Origin of the sequence: Leclercia sp. LSNIH1 (assembly GCF_002902985.1) — a bacterium.
GTDB lineage: Bacteria > Pseudomonadota > Gammaproteobacteria > Enterobacterales > Enterobacteriaceae > Enterobacter.
Genome location: NZ_CP026167.1, coordinates 411,969 through 436,585, shown reverse-complemented (window position 1 = coordinate 436,585; position 24,617 = coordinate 411,969). Strand labels below are relative to the sequence as shown.

General features: G+C 54.9%; 25 protein-coding genes. 17 read left to right on the top strand and 8 right to left on the bottom strand.

Annotated features, from left to right (window positions below):
* Positions 1-53: 53 nt before the first annotated feature.
* On the top strand, positions 54-1,499 hold the full coding sequence (gene tldD / locus C2U54_RS02295; protein ID WP_103177226.1) for a metalloprotease TldD: 1,446 nt from the start codon (positions 54-56) through the stop codon (positions 1,497-1,499).
* Positions 1,500-1,533: 34 nt separating this feature from the next.
* On the opposite strand, the gene aaeR is transcribed toward tldD, so the two are convergent.
* The gene (aaeR, locus tag C2U54_RS02290) at positions 1,534-2,457 is read right to left on the bottom strand and encodes an HTH-type transcriptional activator AaeR (protein WP_103177225.1); all 924 of its coding nucleotides are present in this window, start codon (positions 2,455-2,457) and stop codon (positions 1,534-1,536) included.
* 177 nt (positions 2,458-2,634) lie between these two features.
* Between aaeR and aaeX the strand changes: the two genes are divergently transcribed.
* From aaeX to C2U54_RS02265, 5 genes are all read left to right on the top strand, one after another.
* Positions 2,635-2,838, top strand: a complete 204-nt coding sequence (gene aaeX, locus C2U54_RS02285; RefSeq protein ID WP_032614553.1) for a p-hydroxybenzoic acid efflux pump operon protein AaeX — start codon at positions 2,635-2,637, stop codon at positions 2,836-2,838.
* 7 nt (positions 2,839-2,845) lie between these two features.
* Positions 2,846-3,778: a p-hydroxybenzoic acid efflux pump subunit AaeA gene (gene aaeA, locus C2U54_RS02280; protein ID WP_103180995.1), complete on the top strand. Its 933-nt coding sequence runs from the start codon at positions 2,846-2,848 to the stop codon at positions 3,776-3,778.
* A gap of 5 nt (positions 3,779-3,783) precedes the next feature.
* On the top strand, positions 3,784-5,751 hold the full coding sequence (aaeB, locus tag C2U54_RS02275; RefSeq protein WP_103177224.1) for a p-hydroxybenzoic acid efflux pump subunit AaeB: 1,968 nt from the start codon (positions 3,784-3,786) through the stop codon (positions 5,749-5,751).
* An 87-nt stretch (positions 5,752-5,838) separates the two neighbouring features.
* A complete protein-coding gene (locus C2U54_RS02270) occupies positions 5,839-7,293 on the top strand; it encodes an NAD-dependent succinate-semialdehyde dehydrogenase (protein ID WP_103177223.1) in 1,455 nt (484 codons plus the stop codon).
* A 44-nt stretch (positions 7,294-7,337) separates the two neighbouring features.
* Entirely contained in the window at positions 7,338-7,607 is a 270-nt protein-coding gene (locus C2U54_RS02265) for a barstar family protein (RefSeq protein WP_103177222.1), read from the top strand.
* Between the two features lie 61 nt (positions 7,608-7,668).
* On the opposite strand, the gene yhcN (C2U54_RS02260) is transcribed toward C2U54_RS02265, so the two are convergent.
* The 3 genes from yhcN (C2U54_RS02260) to argR form a co-directional block, all read right to left on the bottom strand.
* A complete protein-coding gene (gene yhcN, locus C2U54_RS02260; RefSeq protein WP_103177221.1) occupies positions 7,669-7,932 on the bottom strand; it encodes a peroxide/acid stress response protein YhcN in 264 nt (87 codons plus the stop codon).
* Between the two features lie 112 nt (positions 7,933-8,044).
* Entirely contained in the window at positions 8,045-8,308 is a 264-nt protein-coding gene (gene yhcN / locus C2U54_RS02255; protein WP_103177220.1) for a peroxide/acid stress response protein YhcN, read from the bottom strand.
* A 378-nt stretch (positions 8,309-8,686) separates the two neighbouring features.
* Complete coding sequence (gene argR / locus C2U54_RS02250) at positions 8,687-9,157, bottom strand: transcriptional regulator ArgR (RefSeq protein ID WP_103177219.1); 471 nt, start codon at positions 9,155-9,157, stop codon at positions 8,687-8,689.
* 404 nt (positions 9,158-9,561) lie between these two features.
* Between argR and mdh the strand changes: the two genes are divergently transcribed.
* Entirely contained in the window at positions 9,562-10,500 is a 939-nt protein-coding gene (mdh, locus tag C2U54_RS02245) for a malate dehydrogenase (RefSeq protein ID WP_103177218.1), read from the top strand.
* Positions 10,501-10,568: 68 nt separating this feature from the next.
* On the opposite strand, the gene degS is transcribed toward mdh, so the two are convergent.
* The 3 genes from degS to zapG all read right to left on the bottom strand — a co-directional run bounded on the left by degS (position 10,569) and on the right by zapG (position 13,661).
* Entirely contained in the window at positions 10,569-11,636 is a 1,068-nt protein-coding gene (degS, locus tag C2U54_RS02240; RefSeq protein ID WP_103180994.1) for an outer membrane-stress sensor serine endopeptidase DegS, read from the bottom strand.
* 88 nt (positions 11,637-11,724) lie between these two features.
* Positions 11,725-13,092 carry a serine endoprotease DegQ gene (gene degQ / locus C2U54_RS02235; protein ID WP_103177217.1) on the bottom strand — a complete coding sequence of 456 codons (1,368 nt, stop codon included), beginning with the start codon at positions 13,090-13,092 and terminating at the stop codon, positions 11,725-11,727.
* Positions 13,093-13,262: 170 nt separating this feature from the next.
* Positions 13,263-13,661, bottom strand: coding sequence for a Z-ring associated protein ZapG (zapG, locus tag C2U54_RS02230; protein ID WP_103177216.1), 399 nt, complete (start codon positions 13,659-13,661; stop codon positions 13,263-13,265).
* A 190-nt stretch (positions 13,662-13,851) separates the two neighbouring features.
* Between zapG and zapE the strand changes: the two genes are divergently transcribed.
* From zapE to C2U54_RS02180, 10 genes are all read left to right on the top strand, one after another.
* Positions 13,852-14,976 (top strand): cell division protein ZapE, encoded by a 1,125-nt coding sequence (gene zapE / locus C2U54_RS02225; RefSeq protein ID WP_103177215.1) that lies wholly within the window; start codon positions 13,852-13,854, stop codon positions 14,974-14,976.
* 287 nt (positions 14,977-15,263) lie between these two features.
* Positions 15,264-15,692: a 50S ribosomal protein L13 gene (rplM, locus tag C2U54_RS02220; RefSeq protein ID WP_024551131.1), complete on the top strand. Its 429-nt coding sequence runs from the start codon at positions 15,264-15,266 to the stop codon at positions 15,690-15,692.
* 15 nt (positions 15,693-15,707) lie between these two features.
* The gene (gene rpsI, locus C2U54_RS02215; RefSeq protein ID WP_003860436.1) at positions 15,708-16,100 is read left to right on the top strand and encodes a 30S ribosomal protein S9; all 393 of its coding nucleotides are present in this window, start codon (positions 15,708-15,710) and stop codon (positions 16,098-16,100) included.
* Positions 16,101-16,412: 312 nt separating this feature from the next.
* Complete coding sequence (gene sspA, locus C2U54_RS02210) at positions 16,413-17,051, top strand: stringent starvation protein SspA (protein ID WP_103177214.1); 639 nt, start codon at positions 16,413-16,415, stop codon at positions 17,049-17,051.
* Positions 17,052-17,056: 5 nt separating this feature from the next.
* On the top strand, positions 17,057-17,548 hold the full coding sequence (sspB, locus tag C2U54_RS02205; RefSeq protein ID WP_103177213.1) for a ClpXP protease specificity-enhancing factor: 492 nt from the start codon (positions 17,057-17,059) through the stop codon (positions 17,546-17,548).
* Positions 17,549-17,997: 449 nt separating this feature from the next.
* Positions 17,998-18,711, top strand: a complete 714-nt coding sequence (locus C2U54_RS02200; protein ID WP_103177212.1) for a DUF1120 domain-containing protein — start codon at positions 17,998-18,000, stop codon at positions 18,709-18,711.
* A gap of 160 nt (positions 18,712-18,871) precedes the next feature.
* A complete protein-coding gene (locus C2U54_RS02195; RefSeq protein ID WP_103177211.1) occupies positions 18,872-19,543 on the top strand; it encodes a fimbria/pilus chaperone family protein in 672 nt (223 codons plus the stop codon).
* A gap of 20 nt (positions 19,544-19,563) precedes the next feature.
* The gene (locus C2U54_RS02190; RefSeq protein ID WP_103177210.1) at positions 19,564-21,936 is read left to right on the top strand and encodes a fimbrial biogenesis usher protein; all 2,373 of its coding nucleotides are present in this window, start codon (positions 19,564-19,566) and stop codon (positions 21,934-21,936) included.
* A complete protein-coding gene (locus C2U54_RS02185; RefSeq protein WP_103177209.1) occupies positions 21,933-22,463 on the top strand; it encodes a hypothetical protein in 531 nt (176 codons plus the stop codon). The genes C2U54_RS02190 and C2U54_RS02185 overlap by 4 nt, the downstream gene beginning before the upstream one ends.
* On the top strand, positions 22,460-23,161 hold the full coding sequence (locus C2U54_RS02180; protein ID WP_231736565.1) for a DUF1120 domain-containing protein: 702 nt from the start codon (positions 22,460-22,462) through the stop codon (positions 23,159-23,161). The genes C2U54_RS02185 and C2U54_RS02180 overlap by 4 nt, the downstream gene beginning before the upstream one ends.
* 35 nt (positions 23,162-23,196) lie before the next feature.
* On the opposite strand, the gene gltD is transcribed toward C2U54_RS02180, so the two are convergent.
* The gene (gene gltD / locus C2U54_RS02175; RefSeq protein ID WP_103177208.1) at positions 23,197-24,615 is read right to left on the bottom strand and encodes a glutamate synthase subunit GltD; all 1,419 of its coding nucleotides are present in this window, start codon (positions 24,613-24,615) and stop codon (positions 23,197-23,199) included.
* Between the last annotated feature and the right edge of the window lie 2 nt (positions 24,616-24,617).

The following is a 24,617-nucleotide window of genomic DNA, read 5'->3' as shown; positions in this document are numbered from 1 at the left end:
TAGATAAGATCTTAGATACGTCCTGTGGACGGCAACGAACGAGTAGCAAAACGATGAGTCTGAACCTGGTAAGTGAACATCTGCTGGCAGCGAACGGCCTGAGCCATCAGGACCTCTTTTCCATTCTTGGTCAACTGACCGAACGCCGTCTCGACTACGGCGATCTCTACTTTCAGTCGAGCTATCACGAATCCTGGGTTTTAGAAGACAGCATCATCAAAGATGGCTCGTATAACATCGACCAGGGCGTCGGCGTACGTGCCGTTAGCGGTGAGAAAACCGGTTTTGCCTATGCGGACCAGGTTAGCCTGACCGCGCTGGAACAGAGCGCGCAGGCGGCCCGCACCATCGTGCGCGAAAGTGGCGATGGCCGGGTGAAAACCCTGGGTGAAGTGCAGCACTCTGCGCTCTATACCAGCGTCGATCCGCTGCAAAGCATGAGTCGTGAAGAGAAGCTGGATATCCTGCGCCGGGTGGACAAAGTCGCCCGCGCGGAAGACAAGCGCGTACAGGAAGTCTCGGCCAGCCTGAGCGGCGTATATGAGCTGATTCTGGTGGCGGCAACCGACGGCACCCTGGCCGCCGACGTGCGTCCGCTGGTGCGTCTCTCCGTCAGCGTGCTGGTGGAAGAGGATGGCAAACGCGAGCGCGGCTCCAGCGGCGGCGGCGGTCGTTTCGGTTATGAATGGTTCCTCAATCCGGTGGATGGCGAAGTGCGTGCCGACGCCTGGGCGAAAGAGGCGGTGCGCATGGCGCTGGTTAACCTCTCTGCCGTGGCGGCGCCTGCGGGTACGCTGCCGGTAGTGCTGGGTGCAGGCTGGCCTGGTGTACTGCTGCACGAAGCGGTAGGCCACGGTCTGGAAGGCGACTTCAACCGCCGCGGCACCTCTGTATTCAGCGGTCAGGTAGGGGAGCTGGTAGCCTCGGAACTCTGTACCGTAGTGGATGATGGCACCATGACCGATCGTCGTGGCTCGATCTCCATCGACGATGAAGGCACGCCGGGCCAGTACAACGTGCTGATCGAAAACGGCATCCTGAAAGGCTATATGCAGGACAAGCTGAATGCGCGCCTGATGGGCGTTGCGCCAACCGGCAATGGCCGTCGCGAATCCTACGCGCACCTGCCGATGCCGCGTATGACCAACACCTATATGCTGGCGGGTAAATCCACGCCGCAGGAAATTATCGAATCCGTTGATTACGGGATCTACGCGCCGAACTTCGGCGGTGGCCAGGTGGATATCACCTCCGGTAAATTTGTCTTCTCAACCTCAGAAGCCTATCTGATTGAGAGGGGCAAAGTGACCAAAGCGGTGAAAGGCGCCACCCTGATTGGCTCCGGCATCGAAGCGATGCAGCAGATCTCAATGGTGGGTAACGATCTGAAGCTGGATAACGGCGTCGGTGTCTGCGGTAAAGAGGGGCAGAGCCTGCCGGTAGGCGTCGGTCAGCCAACCCTGAAAGTGGATAACCTGACCGTCGGTGGTACTGCGTAATCTTTTCATCCTGACCCTCTCCCGCGGGAGAGGGTTACTCCTTCCTTCCCCGCATCTCCTGAAACAGCGTCGCCACCTGCACAAAATAGTCCGTCAGATAGTTAATGCACACCTGCACCTTCAGCGGCAGCTTATCCTTTTCGGTATAGACCGCATAAACCGGGCGTGGATCCGACTGATAGCGCGGGAAGAGGATCTCCAGCTCGCCGCTGTTGATCTCGTTGATCACCCACATCAGCGGCACATAGGCGATCCCGGCTCCAGCCACCAGCCAGCGGGAGATGGTCATCGGATCGTTAGTGACAAAACGCCCCTGCGGCAGCAGCTTTGTTGACAGACCCTCTGGCGCAGTCAGCTCAAATTCATTATCCGGCCGCACGCTGTACTCCAGCCAGGCGTGATTGCTGAGGTCCGCCGGTTTTTCCGGGATACCCGCTCTGGCGAGGTATTTTTTCGCCGCGCACACCACCATCGGCATGCTCCCCAGACGACGCGAAAAGAGGCTCGAATCCTGCAAAGCCCCGACGCGGATCACCACATCCAGGCCATCGGCGATCAGATCCGGAGCGGGAATACCGGTGACCAGATTAACCGTCAGCCCCGGATACTCCTGCAACATCTCAGCGGTCATTTCAGCCAGGACATTTTGTGCCATAGTTGAAGAGCAGCCGATGCGCAGCGTGCCGATGGGGGTGTTATTGAAGGCGTAGAGTTGCTCATGTACCGACTGGGCTTCATACAACATTCGCCGGCAGCCCTGATAATAGATTTTCCCGGCCTCCGTCAGGCCGAGGCTGCGCGTGCTGCGGTTGAGAAGCTTCACCTGGAGGTCATCTTCCAGTTTGGCAACGGTCTGGCTGATAGAAGAGACGCTCATCTGTAGTTGCCTGGCCGCGGCGGTAAAGGAGCCCAGCTCAACGACTTTGGCAAAAACTGACATCCGTTTTAGACGTTCCATTATTCACTCTGGCTTAAAAGTGATTTAGATCACATATGATAGATAACAGCATAACAGTTACGCTAATATATTATTAATACATTATAGCTACGCCACTCTCGCCCGGCTTTTCTGGCCACTTCTGCGGTGGTGTACGCTGAATAATTCTTTCGCCTGCTCGCTCTAATCAAGGTCAACATGAGTCTGTTTCCCGTTATCGTGGTGTTCGGTTTGTCGTTCCCACCGATATTCTTCGAACTGCTTTTATCACTGGCGATTTTTTGGCTGGTGCGAAAGGTGCTGGCTCCAACCGGGATCTATGATTTCGTCTGGCACCCTGCATTGTTTAATTCCGCGCTCTATTGCTGCCTGTTCTATCTGGTATCGCGCCTGTTTGTTTGAGGTTGATGTGAAAACACTAACAAGAAAAATCTCCCGTACCGCCATTACCGTGGCACTGGTCATCCTCGCGTTCATCGCTATTTTTCGCGCGTGGGTCTATTACACTGAGTCACCGTGGACGCGTGATGCGCGTTTTAGCGCTGACATCGTCGCCATCGCCCCCGATGTGGCGGGGCTGATCACCGCCGTCAATGTGCATGACAACCAGCTGGTCAAAAAGGATCAGGTGCTGTTTACCATCGACCAGCCTCGTTACCGGAAAGCGCTGGAACAAGCCGAAGCGGATGTCTCATACTACGAGGCGTTGGCGGCGGAAAAACGTCGTGAGGCTGGGCGCCGTAATAAGCTGGGGGTGCAGGCGATGTCCCGCGAGGAGATTGACCAGTCCAACAACGTGCTGCAAACCGTACTGCATCAGCTGGCGAAGTCCGAGGCCACCCGCGATCTGGCGAAGCTCGATCTCGAGCGCACCGTCATCCGCGCGCCGTCCGATGGCTGGGTGACCAACCTCAACGTCTATACCGGTGAATTTATTACCCGCGGCTCCACCGCCGTGGCACTGGTGAAACAGCACTCCTTCTATGTACTCGCCTATATGGAAGAGACCAAACTGGAAAATGTCCGTCCGGGTTACCGGGCGGAGATCACTCCCCTTGGCAGCAACCAGGTGCTGAAAGGTACTGTCGACAGCATAGCGGCAGGGGTGACTAACGCCAGCGCCACCCGCGACGGCAAAGGGATGGCGACGGTAGATTCCAATCTGGAGTGGGTGCGTCTGGCGCAGCGTGTGCCGGTGCGTATTCGTCTGGATGCACAGCAGGGCGACCTGTGGCCAGCAGGAACGACGGCGACGGTGGTGATCACCGGTGAGAAAGATCGGGATGCACGCCACGATTCGCTGTTCCGCAAAATTGCCCACCGTCTGCGCGAGTTTGGTTAATCGCCATGGGTATCTTTTCCATCGCCAACCAGCACCTGCGCTTCGCGATTAAGCTGGCTTTCGCCATCGTGCTGGCGCTGTTTGTCGGGTTTCATTTTCAGCTGGAAACGCCCCGCTGGGCGGTGCTGACGGCCGCGATTGTCGCCGCCGGCCCGGCGTTTGCCGCAGGCGGTGAGCCTTACTCCGGCGCCATCCGCTATCGCGGGATGCTGCGTATCGTCGGCACCTTTATCGGCTGTATCGCGGCGCTCACCATCGTGATCCTGATGATCCGCACCCCGCTATTGATGCTGATGGTGTGCTGTATCTGGGCCGGTTTTTGTACCTGGATCTCCTCCCTGGTGCGGGTGGAGAACTCCTACGCCTGGGGCCTTTCCGGCTATACGGCGCTGATTATTATCATCACCATTCAGGCCAATCCCCTGCTGGCCCCACAGTTTGCCGTAGAGCGCTGCAGTGAGATCGTGATGGGGATCGTCTGCGCGATCGTGGCGGATCTGCTCTTCTCTCCCCGCTCGATCAAACAGGAGGTGGATCGCGAGCTGGATGCGCTGATCGTTGCCCAGTATCAACTCATGCAGCTGTGCATCGAGCACGGCGACAGTGAAGAGGTCGATAACGCCTGGAGCGCGCTGGTGCGTCGTACCACCGCGCTGGAGGGGATGCGCAGCAACCTCAATATGGAGTCGTCGCGCTGGTCGCGGGCAAACCGCCGCCTGAAGGCACTTAATACCGTCTCCTTAACCCTCATCACCCAGGCCTGTGAAACCTATCTGATCCAGAACACGCGCCCCGAGGCGATCACCGGGACCTTCCGCGAGCTGTTTGCCACCCCCGTTGCCACTGCTCAGGACGTGCATAAGCAGCTCAAACGCATGCGCCGGGTCATCGCCTGGACCGGTGAACGCGATACCCCGGTCACCATCTATACCTGGGTCGGCGCGGCGACGCGCTACCTGCTGCTCAAACGCGGCGTTATCGGCAACACTAAAATCAGCGCCACCGAAGAGGAGGTGTTGCAGGGGGAAGTGGTGGTAAAAGCCGAGTCGGCGGAGCGCCACCATGCGATGGTTAACTTCTGGCGTACCACGATCGCCTGTATGCTGGGGACGCTTTTCTGGCTCTGGACCGGCTGGACCTCCGGCAGCGGCGCGATGGTGATGATCGCGGTGGTCACCTCGCTGGCGATGCGACTGCCTAATCCCCGGATGGTGGCGCTCGATTTTCTGTACGGCACCCTGGCGGCGTTGCCGATTGGCGCTTTCTATTTCCTGGTGGTCCTCCCGTCAACCCAGCAAAGCATGCTGTTGCTCTGTCTGAGTCTCGCGGTTATGGCCTTCTTTATTGGTATCGAGGTACAGAAGCGACGCCTGGGATCGCTGGGGGCCCTGGCCAGTACCATCAATATTCTGGTCCTGGATAACCCGATGACGTTCCACTTCAGCCAGTTTCTCGACAGCGCGCTGGGACAGATTGTCGGCTGCTTCCTGGCGATGATGGTGATCCTGCTGGTGCGCGATAACTCTCAGGCCCGAACCGGACGCGTGCTGCTGAACCAGTTCGTTTCTGCCGCCGTCTCGGCGATGACCACCAATACCGCCCGACGTAAAGAGAACCATCTGCCTGCGCTCTATCAGCAGCTCTTTTTACTGCTGAACAAGTTCCCGGGCGATCTGGCGAAATTCCGCCTGGCCCTGACGCTGATCATCGCCCATCAGCGTCTGCGCAACGCGCCGATTCCGGTGAATGACGATCTCTCTGCGTTCCACCGCCAGCTGCGCCGTACTGCCGATCATGTGATTTCAGCCTCCAGCGACGATAAGCGCCGGCGCTATTTCACGCAGCTGCTGGCGGAGCTGGAAATCTATCAGGAAAAACTGCGTATCTGGGAGGCGCCGCGACAGGTGACCGAACCGGTGCAGCGGCTGGTGGGCATGCTGCATCGATACCAGAATGCCCTGACCGACAGCTAATCCTTCCGAAAACCGACGCCATAAGCGTCGGTTTTTTTGTGACTATACTTATCCTGGCGAGGACATAAACTCAAAATGGGAGGATACATGACTACCCAGTCTCTTCAGGATAGTGCGCTATTTCAGACCGGATATTTAGTCGATGGCGTATGGAAAACGCTCGATACTACATTCGATGTACTTAACCCGTCGACCGGGGCTGTGGTAGCCCAGGTGGCAAAAGCAGGCAAGAAAGAGACCGAAGAGGCCATCGCCGCCGCGAGCCGGGCTTTCCCGGCCTGGCGTGCAAAAACCGCTAAAGAGCGTTCGGCCATCCTCTATCGCTGGTATGAATTAATCATTGAAAACAAGCAGTGGCTTGGCCAGCTGATGACCACCGAGCAGGGCAAACCGCTGAAAGAGGCGGAAGGGGAAGTGGAGTACGCGGCCAGTTTCATCCAGTGGTTTGCCGAGCAGGCCAAACGCGCCAACGGCGAAATCATCCCTCCTGTTAAACCCGGCTCCCGCATTCTTGCCACCCGCGAACCCATTGGCGTGGTGGCGGCTATCACGCCGTGGAACTTCCCGATGGCGATGCTGACCCGCAAGCTGGGCCCGGCGCTGGCGGCAGGCTGTACCGGCGTGATTAAACCGGCTAATAACACGCCGCTGAGCGCCTTTGCGCTGCTCACTCTGGCTAAAAAAGCGGGGGTCCCGGATGGCGTACTCAACGCGGTGGCGGGAAATACCGCTGAGATAAGCGACGCGATCATGTATAGCCCTGAGGTGCGCAAAATCTCCTTTACCGGCTCGACGGCGGTGGGCAAAACCCTGATGCGCAATGCCGCCGAGACCATGAAAAAAGTGTCGATGGAGCTGGGCGGGAATGCGCCTTATATCGTCTTTGACGATGCCGATATCGATGCGGCGGTGAAAGGGGCAATAGCCAATAAATTCCGTAACGCGGGGCAGGTCTGCGTCAGCGTTAACCGCTTCTATATTCAGGAGTCGGTGTATGAGGCGTTTGTCAGCAAACTCGTCGCTGCCGTAAACGACTTAAAAGTGGGTGACGGTCTGGAAGAGGGGACCGTCGTCGGGCCGTTGATTGAACCTGCCGCAGTGAAAAAAGTGCGTGAGCATGTGGAGGATGCCGTCGCCAAAGGGGCGACGGTGCTGGCGGGCGGCAAAGCCCATGCTCTCGGCGGCAACTTCTGGCAACCGACGGTGCTGGCAGACTGCCATGAAGGGATGGCGCTTGCCAGCGAAGAGACCTTCGGACCCGTGGCGGCCTGCTTCCGTTTCACCTCTGAAGAGGAGGTGATCCAGCGCGCCAACAATACACCGTTTGGCCTGGCTGCCTATTTCTATACTCAGAATTTGCAGCGGGTGTTCCGCGTTTCACAGGCCCTTGAGAGCGGGATGATCGGCATAAACGAGTGCGCGGTATCCACGGAGCTTGGGCCTTTTGGCGGGGTGAAAGAGTCGGGGCTGGGCCGCGAAGGGTCAGTGCTGGGGCTGGAGGAGTTCCTGGAAGTCAAAACCCTGCATATCGGGGGATTATAATTGGCAGAGCGGCAGAAGCCGCTCACCTGGACGGGGTGGCTGGCATGAATATCTATACGTTTGATTTTGATGAAATTGACAGTCAGGAGGCGTTCTACCGTGAGTTTTCACGGACCTTCGGTATAGGGCAAGAGAGGGTGACGGATCTGGACTCCCTGTGGGAAATAGTGACCAGCAGCCAGTTGCCGCTACCGCTTGAAATCGAATTCATCCATTTACCGGAAAAGCTGCGCAGACGCTTTGGGGCGCTGATCCTGCTGTTTGATGAGGCGGAAGAGGAGCTGGAGGGGCAGATTCGCTTTAACGTACATTAGTGCAGGATATAAAAAAGCCCCTGCGAAGCAGGGGCAAGTCGTATATCAATACGACGAGGGTTTATTTGTACAACTCAGCGGTCGCGTGCCAGTGGTCACCGGTGTTGAGCTCAGTAACGCGATAGCTGCTGGCGCCCGCTTTTTCAGCTTTTGCGGCCAGAGCCTGACGGACATCCATCGGCGAGCCGGCCACTTCACTTACGGAGATGCTCCCCATAGATTGCAGGCCTTGCGCCTGGTCGGCGTTTACCTGATGTACAGCAGCGCTGGCACCAAATGAGAGAACGGAAGCGAAACCAGCGGCGATAATTAATTTAGTGTTCATAGTCTTTACTCCTGGAGTGCAGGCTCAACGGCAAGAAGGGTTGTGCTGCTATTTTTATGCCTGGTGCCGTTGAACAGAGATATCGGGTAGTACGGGTAATACTCGGTACGACTTATTTGTACAGCTCAGCAGTTGCATGCCAGTGGTCACCTGTACGCGCTTCGATAACGCGATAGGAAGAGGCACCCTGTTCCTGCGCTTTTTTGTTCAGCATCTGGTTCATGTCCATCGGAGAGGTTCCGATCGCACCGATAGAAACGGTACCGATAGATTCACGAGACTGAGCCTGCTCGGCGTTGATCGCATCAGCAGCAAAGGCGCCGAAAGACAGGACAGAGAGAATGCTTAGTGTGGCTACGGTAGTTTTGATTTTCATGATTCTTTTCCTCGTCATATTCTTTTACTGGGGTCGTCGTTTCGTGACCCTCATCACAAAATCAAGTATACACTAATAACGACATAAATTAATACCATGCTAATTGTTTCTTGGGTGATCAAGAATTAAACAAGGGATTTTATATAACTAAGAGAAATAAAAAGCAGGGAGATAAGCGGGGCTTGAGCAGTTATTTCTATTGAAATTAATAAGATACGTAACTTTGATTATTTGTGCGATCTTGTGGTTTATCATTCGCTGTGTAAAAGCAATGAGGCAGAAAAACGCACTATTTGTTAAATTACAGATAACAGATTGTAGGGTGAAACGGGGCGGGAGCAGAAGGTTCCCCGCCGCGAGCGGCGGCAGGGAAGAGGATCAGAGTTCCTGTTCGAACAGTACCAGAATGGCTTCGTAGAGATCTTTCACGGAGAAACCATTGGCCGGGGTCGTGAAGATGGTGTCGTCACCGGCAATAGTGCCGAGGATACCTTCCGCTTTACCCAGCGAGTCGAGCAGGCGCGCAATCAGTTGTGCCGCACCCGGGCTGGTGTGGATCACCACCACAGCTTCGTTATAGTCGATATCCAGTACCAGATTCTTCAGCGGGCTCGAGGTGGTCGGGACGCCCAGTTCGGCTGGCAGACAGTAGACCATCTCCATTTTGGCGTTGCGGGTACGCACCGCGCCGAACTTGGTTAACATGCGGGAGACTTTCGACTGGTTGATGTTTTCAAAACCCTCATCCTGTAGAGCCTGGACAATCTCCCCCTGGGAACTAAATTTTTCTTCTTTAAGCAGCGCTTTAAACGCTTTAACCAATTCTTCTTGTTTAGAAGAGATTCGCATAAATCACCCGAAATATAGCGGTAGAAACAACATTATTATGCACATGGATGAATTTTTATGCAAATTATCTGCCCAATGTTAGGCTGAAATAATGTTATGAAAGGGAGTAATTTTATCAAAATTCGTTATCAAGGAACATGCCTGCGTCACGCCTCGCAAATAAGCTTAAAAGTAAATTAAATGTTATCAAATTGATGTTGTTTTGGTGGCTGGCGAGGGTGTATTGTAACCACCTCTTGATTCGTTGCTTAGTTATCGCATAACGCCCGATAGCTTTCCGGCAGAAGCGAAAAGCGCGTGACCGCTAATTCCTGATACATCACGATTGTATTTATTGATCTGCTGAATTAAGGTCGCCGCGACGGAGTAACAGAAAGTTAGCTCACCATAATAAGGAGTTTAGGATGAAAGTCGCAGTCCTCGGCGCTGCTGGCGGTATCGGCCAGGCGCTTGCCCTACTACTGAAAACTCAGCTGCCTGCAGGCTCAGAACTCTCTCTCTATGATATCGCCCCGGTAACACCTGGTGTGGCGGTAGACCTCAGCCACATCCCGACGGCTGTTAAAATCAAAGGCTTCTCCGGTGAAGATGCTCGCCCGGCGCTCGAAGGCGCAGACGTGGTGCTGATCTCCGCAGGCGTGGCGCGTAAGCCAGGTATGGATCGTTCCGACCTGTTCAACGTGAACGCGGGTATCGTTAAGAACCTGATTCAGCAGGTTGCTACTACCTGCCCGAAAGCCTGCATCGGTATCATCACTAACCCGGTTAACACCACTGTGGCTATCGCGGCAGAAGTGCTGAAAAAAGCGGGCGTGTATGACAAGAACAAACTGTTCGGCGTGACCACGCTGGACATCATCCGCTCAAACACCTTTGTTGCGGAACTGAAAGGCAAACAGCCAACCGAGCTCGAAGTCCCGGTTATCGGCGGTCACTCTGGCGTGACCATTCTGCCACTGCTGTCCCAGATCCCAGGCGTAAGCTTCACCGAGCAGGAAGTGGCTGACCTGACCAAACGTATCCAGAACGCCGGCACCGAAGTGGTGGAAGCGAAGGCGGGTGGCGGTTCAGCAACCCTCTCTATGGGCCAGGCTGCGGCACGTTTCGGCCTCTCTCTGGTCCGCGCCCTGCAAGGTGAGCAAGGCGTGGTGGAATGCGCTTACGTTGAAGGTGACGGCGAGCACGCGCGCTTCTTCTCTCAGCCGCTGCTGCTGGGTAAAAACGGTATCGAAGAGCGTAAGTCTATCGGCACCCTGAGCGCGTTTGAACAGCAGGCGATGGCTGGCATGCTGGAAACCCTGAAGAACGATATCGTTCTGGGCGAAGAGTTCGTTAATAAATAAGCGACGCGCTTCCCGTCAGGGCAATAAAAAACCGGAGCATGAACTCCGGTTTTTTTATGCCTGCCAACTCAGTTGGTGGCCGGATATTCCTGAATGGTCACCTGCAGGGTCAGTTTCTTATCATCACGCATCACTTCCACCGGGATGATAGAGCCTGGCCTGATCTCTGCCACCTGATCCATGGTTTCCAGCGCCGATACGGCCGGTTTGCCGTTCACCGAGACAATCACGTCGTTGACCCTGATACCCGCTTCTGCCGCTGGGCCGCCAGGGGTCACTTCGTTCACTACAATCCCCTGGATCTGATCGATTCCGCCACCCTGAGAATGCAACGGAGCAATCTCACGCCCGCCAATACCAATGTAGCCGCGGATCACGCGTCCGTCGCGAATCAGCTTATCCATAATCTTGTTGGCGAGCTGGAACGGGATGGCGAAGCCGATCCCTTCGGGTGTTTCCCCGTCGTTGCTCTTATCAAACGAGAGGGTGTTGATGCCCATCAGTTCGCCCAGCGAATTCACCAGCGCGCCGCCGGAGTTGCCATGGTTGATGGAGGCGTCCGTCTGCAGGAAGTTCTGCCGTCCGGATGGGTTCAGGCCGATACGCCCGGTTGCGCTGATGATCCCCTGGGTAATGGTTTGTCCCAGGTTATAGGGGTTGCCAATGGCCAGCACCACGTCGCCGATATGGGGCGTCCGCTTACGGTTGATGGGGATAACGGGCAGGCCGCCCGTGGCGTTGATTTTGAGGACTGCCAGATCCGTCAGACTGTCGGAGCCCACGAGCAATGCCTCAAAGACGCGGCCATCCTGCAGCGCCACGATGATTTGATCGGCATCGTTGATCACATGTTTGTTGGTAATAATGTAGCCGCGTTCATCCATAATCACCCCGGAGCCAAGGGTGCGGATCTCCAACTGATTATGGCTGGTGCTGTTCAGCCCACGGTTATAGACGTTAACCACCGCAGGGGCGGCGCGGCGTACTGCCTGGTTATAACTGGCAGGCGTTTCATCTGCGCTGTCGAACTGCGGCGCAGCCAGCTGATTGAACTGACGTAAAGAGGGCATCGCGGCCAGTAACAGGCCACCTACTACCAGGCCGATGGCGACCGAACGAATGAGCTTAAAAACCATGATACGGGCGTCGTTAAAGGGAGAACGCAAGCAGCATAACATGACTTATCCGGACATCACACGGGGCGATGTCCGGACAGGTACAGGCTTAGCGCAGCAGAATATAGAGCGTATCGTTACCACGCACGATCTGCAGGGCGATAACGGTAGGTTTGCTCTCCAGCACCTTGCGCATTTCGGCGATAGACTGCACGCGAACGCGGTTCACCCCGATAATCACATCGTCCTGATGAAGCCCAGCCTGCGCGGCAGGACTGCTCTTCTCGACGCTTTCGAGGGTGATGCCTTTGGTGCCGTCTTTTAACTGTCCGTCGCTTAAGGTCGCCCCCTGTAGCGCGGGAGCAATCATCTCTGCGCTGGCCGAAGAAGAGGTGCTTTTATCGAGCGTGACCTGCAGATCCAGCGGCTTCCCGTCACGCAAAATGCCGAGCTTAACCGTCGCACCCGGCTCCGTGGTGGCGATGCGCGAACGCAGTTCGGCAAAGCTACTTAACGGTTTATCATTCAGGCTGACAATCACGTCCCCGGATTTCACGCCCGCTTTTGCGGAACCGGAATTCGGCAACACTTCGCTGACGAAGGCGCCGCGCTGCACGTTCAGGTTAAACGCTTTGGCGATATCCGCACTCATCTCGGTGCCTTTAATACCCAGCAGGCCACGTTTCACTTCGCCAAATTCAATCAGCTGCTGGGCCAGCGTGCGGGCCATGTTGCTGGGAATGGCAAAGCCAATCCCGACGCTGCCGCCGCCAGGGGCAAGAATGGCGGTGTTAATGCCAATCAGCTCGCCGTTCAGGTTCAGCAGCGCGCCGCCGGAGTTACCCCGGTTAATGGAGGCGTCGGTCTGGATAAAGTTTTCCAGCCCTTCAAGATTCAGCCCACTGCGGCCCAGCGCGGAGATAATGCCGGAGGTGGCGGTCTGGCCGAGGCCGAAGGGGTTACCCACCGCCACCGCGAAATCGCCGACGCGTAGTTTATCGGAGTCAGCAATGGCGATTTGCGTCAGGCCGGTTGGGTTTTGCAACTGCAGCAGGGCGATATCGCTCTGATCGTCACCGCCAATCAGTTTGGCATCAAACTCCCGGCCATCATTCATCTGCACGCTGATTTTATCGGCATGGCTGATGACGTGGTTATTGGTCAGGACATAGCCCTTCGCGGCGTCGATGATGACCCCGGAGCCCAGACCTTCAAAGGGCTGTCCCTGCTGGTCAGGAGCTTCATCGCCAAAATACTTCTTCAACTCTTCCGGAATACGCTGGCTTTGCACCGCGGTGCCTTCGACCTGCACGCTTACGACGGCGGGCAGGACTTTCTCCAGCATTGGCGCCAGGCTCGGCAGGGCGGCCTCGCCGGGAACCTGCGAAGGGAGTGCGGCAGCCAGCGGATACGAGGCCGACAGGGATAAACCGATACTCAATGCTAACGCGCTCAACAGCTGATTTTTTTTGTTCATTTTTGCTGGCTCTCGCAACCTGGAATGAAGGGATAACGGCCCTGAAACAGACTGATGTTATTGAATTTTAAAACGCTGAACAATGAGGTGTTTGACTAAATAATAGCTGGGGTCAGGAAGAAAGGACGGGCGCAAAGGCTGCGCCCGTAAAATTTATTTTCGATCTGCGATTAGTCGCGCTTTGCGCCACCGCGCAGCAGGCCGGAAGCCCCTTCGGAGTAGTCACGTGGCATCTGTACAGGCGCTTGATCGTTACTGGCTTCGGACTCGGCCAGACGGTTACGGAACGGATTGTTTTCCGCGCTCATCTCCGGCAGCAGGCTGCTGGAGCTTTTCGCCATGTGCTGATAAAGCTGACGGTAGTCATGCGCCATGTTGTCCAGCAGCTCGGCGCTCTGAGCAAAGTGGCTGACCAGCTCTTCACGATACTCGTCCAGTTCAGCTTTGTTCTTTTCCAGTTCGTACTGCAACGCCTGTTGCTGACGCAATTTGCGATTACCAAAACGCATGGCCACGGCGCCGATAGCGATGCCGACGACTAAACCAATTAGCGCATATTCCCAGGTCATGAACTTCTCCCGTTGTCTTGTGGTTCCGTAGGGTGTTGGCTCGGCTCCATGCCAGGGCCTGATTATGCCACTATAACCGCTATTTCCTTAGAAGTGGAATCCCGCCGCATCATCGCGTACTGTAGAACGGCCTTTTTTTCGTCAACTGAGCAGTATGACGGGTATTAATTGAAGGAATAACAATAACATTATGCAAAGTCTCTCCCCTACATCGCGTTATCAACAGGCCCTGAGCGAGGGCTCCCACCAGCCAGATGAGGTACAGCGTGAAGCGGTAAGCCGTCTGGACGGCATCTGGCATGAGCTGACGGCCCGGCCAGCCGAAGCTGCGCCTTCCGGTGGGTTAAAAGCCGCATTTGGACGGTTGTTGGGCAAGAAAGCGCCGCAGAGCGTCACGCCAGTGCGCGGCTTATATATGTGGGGGGGCGTCGGGCGCGGCAAAACCTGGCTGATGGATCTTTTTTACCAGAGCCTGCCGGGGACGCGTAAGCAGCGTCTGCACTTTCACCGCTTTATGCTGCGGGTGCATGAAGAGCTGACGGCCCTGCAGGGGCAGAGCGATCCGCTGGATATCATCGCTGAGCGTTTTAAAGCTGAAACCGATGTGCTCTGCTTCGATGAGTTTTTTGTCTCGGATATTACCGACGCCATGCTGCTGGGCGGATTAATGAAAGCGCTCTTTGACCGGGGTATCACCCTGGTGGCGACATCAAACATTCCGCCAGATGAGCTCTACCGTAACGGCCTGCAACGTGCCCGCTTCCTGCCGGCTATCGCGGCGATTAAAGAGCATTGTCACATCATGAATGTGGATGCCGGCATCGACTACCGTCTGCGTACGCTGACCCAGGCCCATCTGTGGATTTCGCCGTTGAATGACGACACGCAACAGCAGATGGACAAGCTGTGGCTGGCGCTTGCCGGCGCGGAGCGGGGTAACGCCCCGGTGCTGGAGGTAAACCATCGTCCCCTGCAAACGCTGGGCGTCGTCAACCAGACCCTCGCCGTGTCGTTTGCCACCCTCTGTGTCGATGCCCGCAGCCAGCATGACTATATTGCGCTCTCGCGCCTGTTCCATACCGTGATGCTGTTTGAGGTGCCGGTGATGACTACGTTGATGGAGAGCGAAGCCCGACGTTTTATCGCGCTGGTGGATGAGTTCTACGAACGCCACGTTAAGCTGGTGGTGAGCGCAGCCGTGCCTTTATATGAGATCTATCAGGGGGAGCGACTGAAGTTTGAGTTCCAGCGCTGCCTGTCACGCCTGCAGGAGATGCAAAGCGAAGAGTATCTGAAGCGCCAGCATATGCCGTAAATCTCCTCCGTTAAGCGCGCAAGGCCGGATAAGGCACCACCGCCGCCCGGCTTTTCGGCTCCCCGTAAAAACCCGCTTCAAATCACAATTAAGGGTCGATCTTTACCCCTGACTTCTCTATAATCTTGCGACCCCACGTTACAAGAAGGTTTTTTTCCCAAAACTTTCTCTGCGCCGGCATAGGCTATTCGAAGGGGTAGGTTTGCTGGACAATGTCGTGTGAACCTCAACTACTAAACGTTTGGGTGTTCACCAACGTGTAACTTATTTATTTGGGTAAGCTTTTAATGAAAACTTTTACAGCTAAACCAGAAACCGTAAAACGCGACTGGTATGTTGTTGACGCGACCGGTAAAACTCTGGGCCGTCTGGCTACCGAACTGGCTCGTCGCCTGCGCGGTAAGCACAAAGCGGAATACACTCCGCACGTCGATACCGGTGATTACATCATCGTTCTGAACGCTGACAAAGTTGCTGTAACCGGCAACAAGCGTACTGACAAAGTGTACTATCACCACACCGGCCACATCGGCGGTATCAAACAAGCGACCTTTGAAGAGATGATTGCCCGCCGTCCTGAGCGTGTGATTGAAATCGCGGTTAAAGGCATGCTGCCAAAAGGCCCGCTGGGTCGTGCTATGTACCGTAAACTGAAAGTTTACGCAGGTAACGAGCACAACCACGCGGCACAGCAACCGCAAGTTCTTGACATCTAATCGGGATTATAGGCAATGGCTGAAAATCAATACTACGGCACTGGTCGCCGCAAAAGCTCCGCCGCTCGCGTGTTCATCAAACCGGGCAGTGGTAAAATCGTAATCAACCAGCGTTCTCTGGAACAATACTTCGGTCGTGAAACTGCCCGTATGGTAGTTCGCCAGCCGCTGGAACTGGTTGATATGGTAGAAAAACTGGATCTGTACATCACCGTTAAAGGTGGTGGTATCTCCGGTCAGGCAGGTGCGATCCGTCACGGTATCACCCGCGCTCTGATGGAGTACGACGAATCCCTGCGTTCTGAACTGCGTAAAGCTGGCTTCGTTACTCGTGACGCTCGTCAGGTTGAACGTAAGAAAGTGGGTCTGCGTAAAGCACGTCGTCGTCCACAGTTCTCCAAGCGTTAATTGCTTTCTGCTTCGGCAGACAACAATTTGCGAAAAACCCGCTTCGGCGGGTTTTTTTATGGTTCATGCTCAACGCATCCACATCCAGACGCCCTTTCTGACCTCTTTTTCCGCATTTCCAGAATACCCTCACCACAAAGGTCGCAAAATCTGGTAAACTATCATCCACTTTTCTGCCCAAATAATGGTGAATGCTCGATTTTTGTTCTCTTTTTGAACAAGAGTAGGAATTCCCTGGGATGGGCAACAAAACATCTGGCTGGCCTGTATGGCCGGTAGCAGTAAAAATTCTGAATATACCTGGAGGTTTTCATGGCTGTCGCTGCCAACAAACGTTCGGTAATGACGCTGTTTTCTGGTCCTACTGACATTTATAGCCATCAGGTTCGTATCGTGCTGGCCGAGAAGGGTGTCAGTTTTGAGATCGAGCATGTGGAAAAGGATAACCCGCCTCAGGATCTTATTGATCTCAACCCAAGCCAGAGCGTACCAACGCTGGTGGATCGTGAGCTGACCCTGTGGGAATCCCGTATCATTATGGAATATCTGGATGAGCGTTTCCCGCATCCGCCGCTGATGCCGGTCTATCCGGTTGCGCGTGGGGAAAGCCGTCTGTACATGCAGCGTATCGAGAAAGACTGGTATACGCTGATGAACGTCATTGCGAACGGTTCCTCTTCGGAAGCCGATGCAGCGCGTAAACAGCTGCGTGAAGAGCTGCTGGCGATCGCACCGGTGTTCGGTCAGCGTCCGTTCTTCCTGAGCGATGAGTTCAGCCTGGTGGATTGCTACCTGGCTCCGCTGCTGTGGCGTTTGCCAACCCTGGGTGTTGAATTCAGCGGTCCTGGTGCGAAAGAGCTCAAAGGTTATATGACGCGCGTATTTGAACGCGACTCCTTCCTTGCTTCTCTGACTGAAGCTGAACGTGAAATGCGTCTCGGCCGGGGTTAATCATTGTGGAAATGTCACAGCTTTCTCCGCGCCGTCCGTATCTGCTGCGTGCCTTCTATGAATGGCTGCTGGATAACCAGCTCACGCCGCACCTGGTAGTGGATGTGACGTTACCGGGCGTGCAGGTTCCTATGGAATATGCACGTGACGGGCAAATTGTGTTGAACATTGCGCCGCGCGCGGTGGGTGGTCTTGAGCTGGCGAACGACGAAGTTCGCTTTAACGCCCGCTTTGGCGGCGTTCCGCGTCAGGTTTCTGTGCCGCTGGCTGCTGTACTGGCTATTTACGCACGGGAAAACGGCGCGGGCACCATGTTTGAGCCGGAAGCGGCTTACGATGAAGACGTTTCCAGCCTCAATGATGAGCATGGCGCGACCGAGAGTGAAAGCGAACCGGTCATGTCGATTATCGATGGCGATAAGCCCGATCACGACGATGATCCAGACGACACCCCGCCGCCACGCGGTGGGCGTCCGGCGTTACGTGTAGTGAAATAAAAAAAGGGCCCCATGGGCCCTTTTTTTGTCTGATATTTAGAATCATCAATATATTGTTATTTTATTATTTTTGGCAATGATGTTTATCACACTATATATCCTAAAGCATATTTTTTTATTTCCTTAAAGCATTCGTAACTATGATGAATTGCTTTTGGTTATTGGGTGGGTTTATTTTTATGAAAAGAATTAGCCGTTGATAGAAGCTTCAATATAAAATTCCTTCTCGTGTTCGACGCGCTAACTTTATGAAAATAAATATCTTTAGAAGTTATGAAAGGTTGATGTAGCGAACTTAAATGATGGCCGTCATTTTATCCTGTAGTCTTGTCGACACTGTTTCTTACAAATAGTCTATGAATGATATATTTCATAGTAAAGCGTATCTGGTTGTTAAAACATGGCCAACCGGGAAAGTTGCTGGTTAATAACATTAAGGAAAGAATAAAATGACTCTGTTTAAAAAGAACGTAGCCACTCTGGCTGTGGGCGCTGCACTGCTGGTCTCTGCTCAGGTGAATGCTGCTGACGATGTCACCATGAAAGTCTCTGGCACCATTCTTCCCGCTGCGTGCACCCCGGCATTAAGCAATAGCGGTGAAGTCGCTTTTGGTTCCATTGCTGCCTCGTCAATTCGTAAAGCTCCCGCTGGCAATGCCCTGGTGCAGCTGGGTTCTAAAGATATTACCTTAACCGTAACCTGTGATGCCGCAACAGCCATTGGCTTCACCATGGCTGATAACCGCGCCAGTTCAGCAGCCAATCTCTCTTCCAGTGCGTATATTAATTCTGCATTCACAGGTGGCATGAAGGTCACAGAACCCTATTTCGCCTTTGGTCTGGGTGTAGCGACTAATGATGCGAAAATCGGTGCCTATAGTGTCGCCGTAGACGGCGCAAAACTCACCGCAGATAGCGTAGCGGCAAACATGCTTGTTTCTGATGATCAAGGGGCAACCTGGCGTACCGCGTCTTACGGGCAACAGAGTAATGACAACTCGCGTATTGTCACTGCAGGAGAGGTGGGTTCCCTGGAACCGAAGATGTTCAAAGAAATGACTGTACCTTTGAAAATTGCAGCAGGCGTGCAGCCAAGTTCTGTACTGGGTAGTGATGAAATCGTTCTGAATGGTAGTGCCACTCTGAGCCTTGTTTATCTGTAAGCCGTAAAATAATGAGTGCGGCGATTTAATAATAAAAACACGCCGCACTGCATTTAAATATAGGACACCTGTTTCCTGTCAAATAATTACATTTCAGGATTCATAATACCCTCTCTGGGAGTTAATAAACTTTTTCATTATCGCAGCGGAAGGGAATGTTATGAAGCGTAGCGTTATTTTCTCTCTTTTATTTATTTCTGTGCAGAGTTACGCCTCCGGTATGGTACCCGAAACATCGGTCTTATTAATTGATGCCGAAAAAGGGGAAGCCAGTATGAACGTGAGGAATACGGATTCCAGACCTGCTTTGCTTTATACCAATATTGTGGATTTGCCGGAAAGCGATAAAGGTGTTCGCGTTATTGTTTCTCAACCCGTTGTCAGGGTTGAGACGGGGGCCGTACAGCGGATGCGTTTTATGCTGCAGTTACAAAAGCCGCTGATGCAGGAAGAGCTCAAAAGAGTCACCTTCGAAGGTATACCGCCCAGGGAAAAGGGCAAAGAGCGGGTTGCGGTCACCATTCGTCAGGATTTACCGGTGATTATTCACCCGGCGGGGCTTGCCCAGGATCTCACTCCCTGGAAGCATCTTGAATGGCATAAGCAGGGCAATTCTCTGGTCGTGACCAATCCCTCGAATTACGTGGTTCGTATGGCGGCCGGGTTTACAACATTACCCTCCGGTCAACAGGGTACGTTGAAAAATACTTATTTACTGCCGCACACCAGCACGACCGTAGCCTTACCCAATAAAGCGGATACAAAAGTGCAATTTTATCCCGCCAGCCGTTACGGATACAAAGGTGAAAACTATATAGCACCATTGCAGTAAGTCGTTCAGGGAAAACAAGGATGTTTAAAAGAACGCTGCTTATGTGTGCAGTCAGCCTGATCTGCGCGCGACAGGGGAAAGCTGCAGAAATCGATGCAGGCTCTCTCGAATTTGATAGTGAAACCTTAAGGTCGCTGGGCATCGATCCCACGGTTTCGTCATATTTTGCTGAGGAAGCACGTTTTATGCCCGGGCAGACGACGGTTACGCTGAAAGTTAACGGGCAGAATAAAGGTCGCACGCTGGCGCATTTCCAGCGGCAGGGCGAGCTTTGCTTCGACAAGTCATTAATGGAGCATGCCCATATTCGTATCCCCAGCGACTATCAGGAAGGGTGTTACGATTATCTGAAACTCCATCCTCAGACCGTGGTAAAGGCCGATCCCGGCCAGGAGATGATCGAGCTGGTGATCCCCCCTGAAGAGATCGCCCAACCGGGTAAAACTGTTACGGATTTTGCCATGGAGGGAACCGCCGCCGTTCTTAACTATTCCGCCATGTCTTCGCGCAACGAATATAGCGGCGGCAGCTCTACCTGGTCTCAGGCGCAGCTTGAAGGCGGGGTGAACGTCGCCGGGTGGCTACTGCGCACCAACCAGTTATTAAGCCAGTCGGAAGGCAAGTTTAACAGCGAAAACAGCCAGACCTATTTGCAGCGCACCTTTGTTAATTTGCGCACAACCGCACAACTGGGTGAAGTCGGCATGAATAACGGGCTGCTGCAGGGGACCAGCCTGTACGGCGTCTCCCTGTCGCCGGAAAGCGGTCTGGATGCGCAGCAGAGCATGGTCAGGGTGAGCGGGATCGCTAATACCTCGCAGGCGCGCGTAGAGATTCGCCAGCAGGGTACGCTCGTCTATTCCACCCTCGTTCCGGTGGGGCCTTTTACGCTTACTGATGTTGCTCTGCGCAACTACACCAGCGATCTCAGCGTAACGGTTGTCGAGACCGACGGCACCCAGCATAGCTATACGATCCCCGCCTCACTCTATCTGCAGAGGCTGGGTAATCCGGCGGGTCTGTTTCTGGCGTTTGGCCAGGTGAGTGATGATTACAACAAAAAACCGCTGGTGCTGAGCGCGTCGGGCGGCTGGCGGCTGCTGCCCGGGAGTAATATCAACCTGGGGGCAATCCTGGCCCGGGACTTCCAGGCCGCCGGCGTTGGCCTGAATACGGCGCCTTCTTCTTCGACCCTGCTGAGCCTTAAGGTCAATCAGTCCTATGACCATGAAAACGCGCGCCAGGGACAAAGCTATCGTCTCGAAGCCAGCCTGACGTCAGCGATAGGCATCAGCGTGACCGCGTCGGCGGGCTATTACTCGCCGGGCTATCGGGAGTTCTCGGAGTTTATTGACCGCGGTTTTACGGCGATCAAAAAGCATGATTATTCCGTTGGATTGCAGTGGCAAACCAGCAAGGCAGGGACGTTCAGCGCCAGCCTTTACGAAACGAAGAACCGTAACCAGTCCGGCAAAACGCGGTATATCAACGCGGGATGGGGGAGCAATCTGTTTTCAGCCTATGTTTCGACCAACTGGCAGCATCAGCTGAGCGATACCAACGGTAAAAAAGACGATCTGTTCTACTTCAATGTCAGCTTCCCGCTCGGCAAAAGCAACGTAAACACTTACGTCCGCCGGGAGGGCAGCTCCACCCGCTATGGCTCAACGGTGATGGGAAATATCTCGAATGAAAATGGTTATTCATTGGGGACCGAGTTTGACCAGAAAGAGAAGAATCAAAGCGTCAGCGCGGGGCTAAGCAGTAACCTGCACTACTCCCAGCTGATGCTTAACGCCAGCCTGGCCAACGATAGCCAACGCAGCTATTCGGGCTCTCTGCAGGGCGGGATCGTGGCGCACGGAGAAGGCGTTACCTTTTCGCCGTTGCCGGTGCGTGACACCTTTGGGGTTGTCTCGCTGGATCAGCCGATTGCCGGTATTAAAATCGACACGCCGCAGGGGCCGGTGTGGACGGATGCCCGCGGCTACGCGGTGCTGCCTGCGCTGAACGCGTGGCAAAACTCGCGTGTGGAGTTAAATACCGAAACGTTGCCGAAGAATATGGATGTTGGCAACGGGACTCGATTCCTGAGTCTGGGCAGGGGATCGGTAAGTAAGGTTCAGTTTGCTGCCGTAACCCAGCGCCGCGTCTTGCTTGAAGTGACCATGCAGGATGGCAAAAAGCTGCCGAAAAACAGAGCCATTATGGATACGCAAGGCAACTACCTTACCACCTCGGTTGATGATGGCGTGGTATTCCTGAACAACGCCAGCGCGCGACAGGTACTGGTGGCGCAGGATGAATCCGGGAGTTGCCGCATTCAGCTAACCCTGCCAGACCAGGCGCAGACGGACGTATTTTATGAAACGGCAAAAGGAGTGTGCCAATGAAATGTTATCTGCTGCTGGCGGCGATAGGGTTAATACCCTGCCAGAGCCTGGCGGAGTGCCAGCTTATCGCCAGCCAGCAAAAGATCGCCTACACCCGGCTAAGCCCGGCCGAGCGACAGCAGGCTACCGGGCCGTGGATAACGCTTCCGGAAAAACAGATTAAGGTGCAGGTGAACTGTAGCGAACCGCAGCGAATACGGCTGTTTTTCGGCAGCGACCTGCCGCATAACGGCACCTTCTCATTCGGTAGCGAAGGGGAGATGCTCATTACGGCAGCACATGCGTACGTTGACGATCGTCCGGTGCGTCTTGCGTCGGTAAACAGAGCGGATACCGTGCTCCGCTCCGGGAGCAGTGAAACGTTACAGGTGTCGCTGAACGAGGGGCTGGCATTCAGCAACGGCGATGAGGTGTTTGGCAAAAATGCCTCCATCTCCCTGCTGGTGGCGACGCGCGTTAAACCCGGTCCGGTAACGGAACAGACCACCTGGCGCGGAAACCTGAATATAAACCTGGAGGCGCAATGATGCGTGGTTTTTGCCTGCTAATTGCGGCCTTCATGGCGGTGCCTGTCATGGCGAGTGACACCGTCAGTATTGATTTTGAGCTTACCGCCGATGCCGCTGCCTGCACGCCCGTCCTGAGCAATAATGGCGTTGTGGACTTCAATTCGCGCAGCGCCGGGAGCTTAACCCGCAACGCTTTTACACAGCTGGGAACGCGGGATCTGGTTTTGAGCATCACCTGTGAATCGTCCACGGCGGTAGCCATCACCGCGCGGGATACGCGGGCCACTTCGGTCGTCTGGGGCAGGGATAATCAAGGCCAGGAAGGGCCACGTTTTCAGATTAACGGCGGTCAGTATGTCAGTGATCCATCACGGCTGTTTGGCCTGGGCATGACGGCGGAAAACAAGCCCATCGGCAGTTATGCCGTGCAGATTGATGCCATGAATGTCATCGCATCAGATGGCGATCGCAGCGTGGCGGTGGAGGTTGCCGGTGCGGTAAATCCGAAAGGAACCTGGGAAAAAAGTGACCTGCTGCCGTTGCCAACAAAGCAGGATTATTTTTATACCCTGGTGCAAAAAGGCACGCTGGCTCCGCAACCCATCAGCACAGCCACGATACCGTTGCAGGTTAGCGCCACGGTGGCGAACGCGTTAGGAAGTAGCCAGACGATTAAGCTGGATGGTGAAGCCGTTATCAGCCTTGTTTACTTGTAATCGGATCGGCGAGCAGGCCCGCCGATCCGTCAGGATCACACTTCGAGGTAGTTCATGATGCCGTCAGCTGCTTTACGGCCTTCGGCAATGGCGGTCACCACCAGGTCTGAACCGCGAACGATATCGCCACCGGCGAAGATTTTCGGGTTGCTGGTCTGGAACGCGTTGTCGCTGCCTTCCGGGGCGATGATGCGGCCCTGTGAATCCAGCTCGACGCTGTGCTTCGCCAGCCACTCCATGCTGTGAGGGCGGAAACCGAACGCCATGACGACCGCGTCAGCCGGGATCACAAACTCCGAACCAGCCACAATCTCGGCGCGGCGACGGCCTTTGGCATCCGGGGCTCCCATCTCGGTACGCGCCATCTTCACGCCGCTCACTCTGCCGTTGGCATTCACTTCAATACCCAGAGGCTGGATGTTGAACTGGAATTCCACGCCCTCTTCACGCGCGTTTTTCACTTCGCGTTTTGAGCCCGGCATGTTCTCTTCGTCACGACGGTATGCGCAGATTACGTGTGCCGCATTCTGACGAATGGAGGTCCGCACGCAGTCCATCGCGGTATCGCCCCCGCCCAGCACCACTACGCGTTTGCCTTCCATACTCACAAACGGCTCGTCGGCGGTTTCGCCATAGCCCATCAGCTGCTTGGTGTTGGCAATCAGGAACGGCAGCGCGTCGTATACGCCCGGCGCCTCTTCGTTCTCCAGCCCGCCACGCATCGACTGATAGGTACCCACGCCCAGGAATACGGCGTCGTAATCTTTCAGCAGATCGTCGAGCATCACGTCGCGGCCCACTTCGGTGTTGAGTTTGAACTCAATGCCCATGCCGGTGAAGATTTCACGGCGGCGGGTCATCACCTCTTTTTCCAGCTTGAAGGCCGGGATGCCGAAGGTCAGCAGACCGCCGATCTCCGGATGACGGTCAAACACCACCGCCTTCACGCCGTTGCGGGTCAGCACGTCGGCACAGGCCAGGCCTGCCGGACCGGCACCGATGATCGCCACGCGTTTATCCGTCTGACGCACGCCGGTCATGTCCGGGCGCCAGCCCATCTCAAACGCTTTATCGTTGATATAGCGTTCAATATTGCCGATGGTCACCGCGCCGAACTCGTCGTTCAGGGTGCAGGAGCCTTCACACAGACGGTCCTGCGGACACACGCGGCCGCACACTTCCGGCAGGGTGTTGGTCTGGTGAGAGAGCTCGGCGGCCTCAAAAATACGTCCTTCGTTAGCCAGCTTCAGCCAGTTCGGGATGTAGTTATGCACCGGACATTTCCATTCGCAGTACGGGTTGCCGCAGGAGAGGCAACGGTCTGCCTGTGCTTTGGCCTGGCCTTCGGAAAACGGCTCATAAATTTCAACAAATTCAATTTTACGGATCTTCAGCGGCTTCTTCGGCGGATCCACACGCTGCAGGTCGATAAACTGGTAAACATTCTGGCTCATCT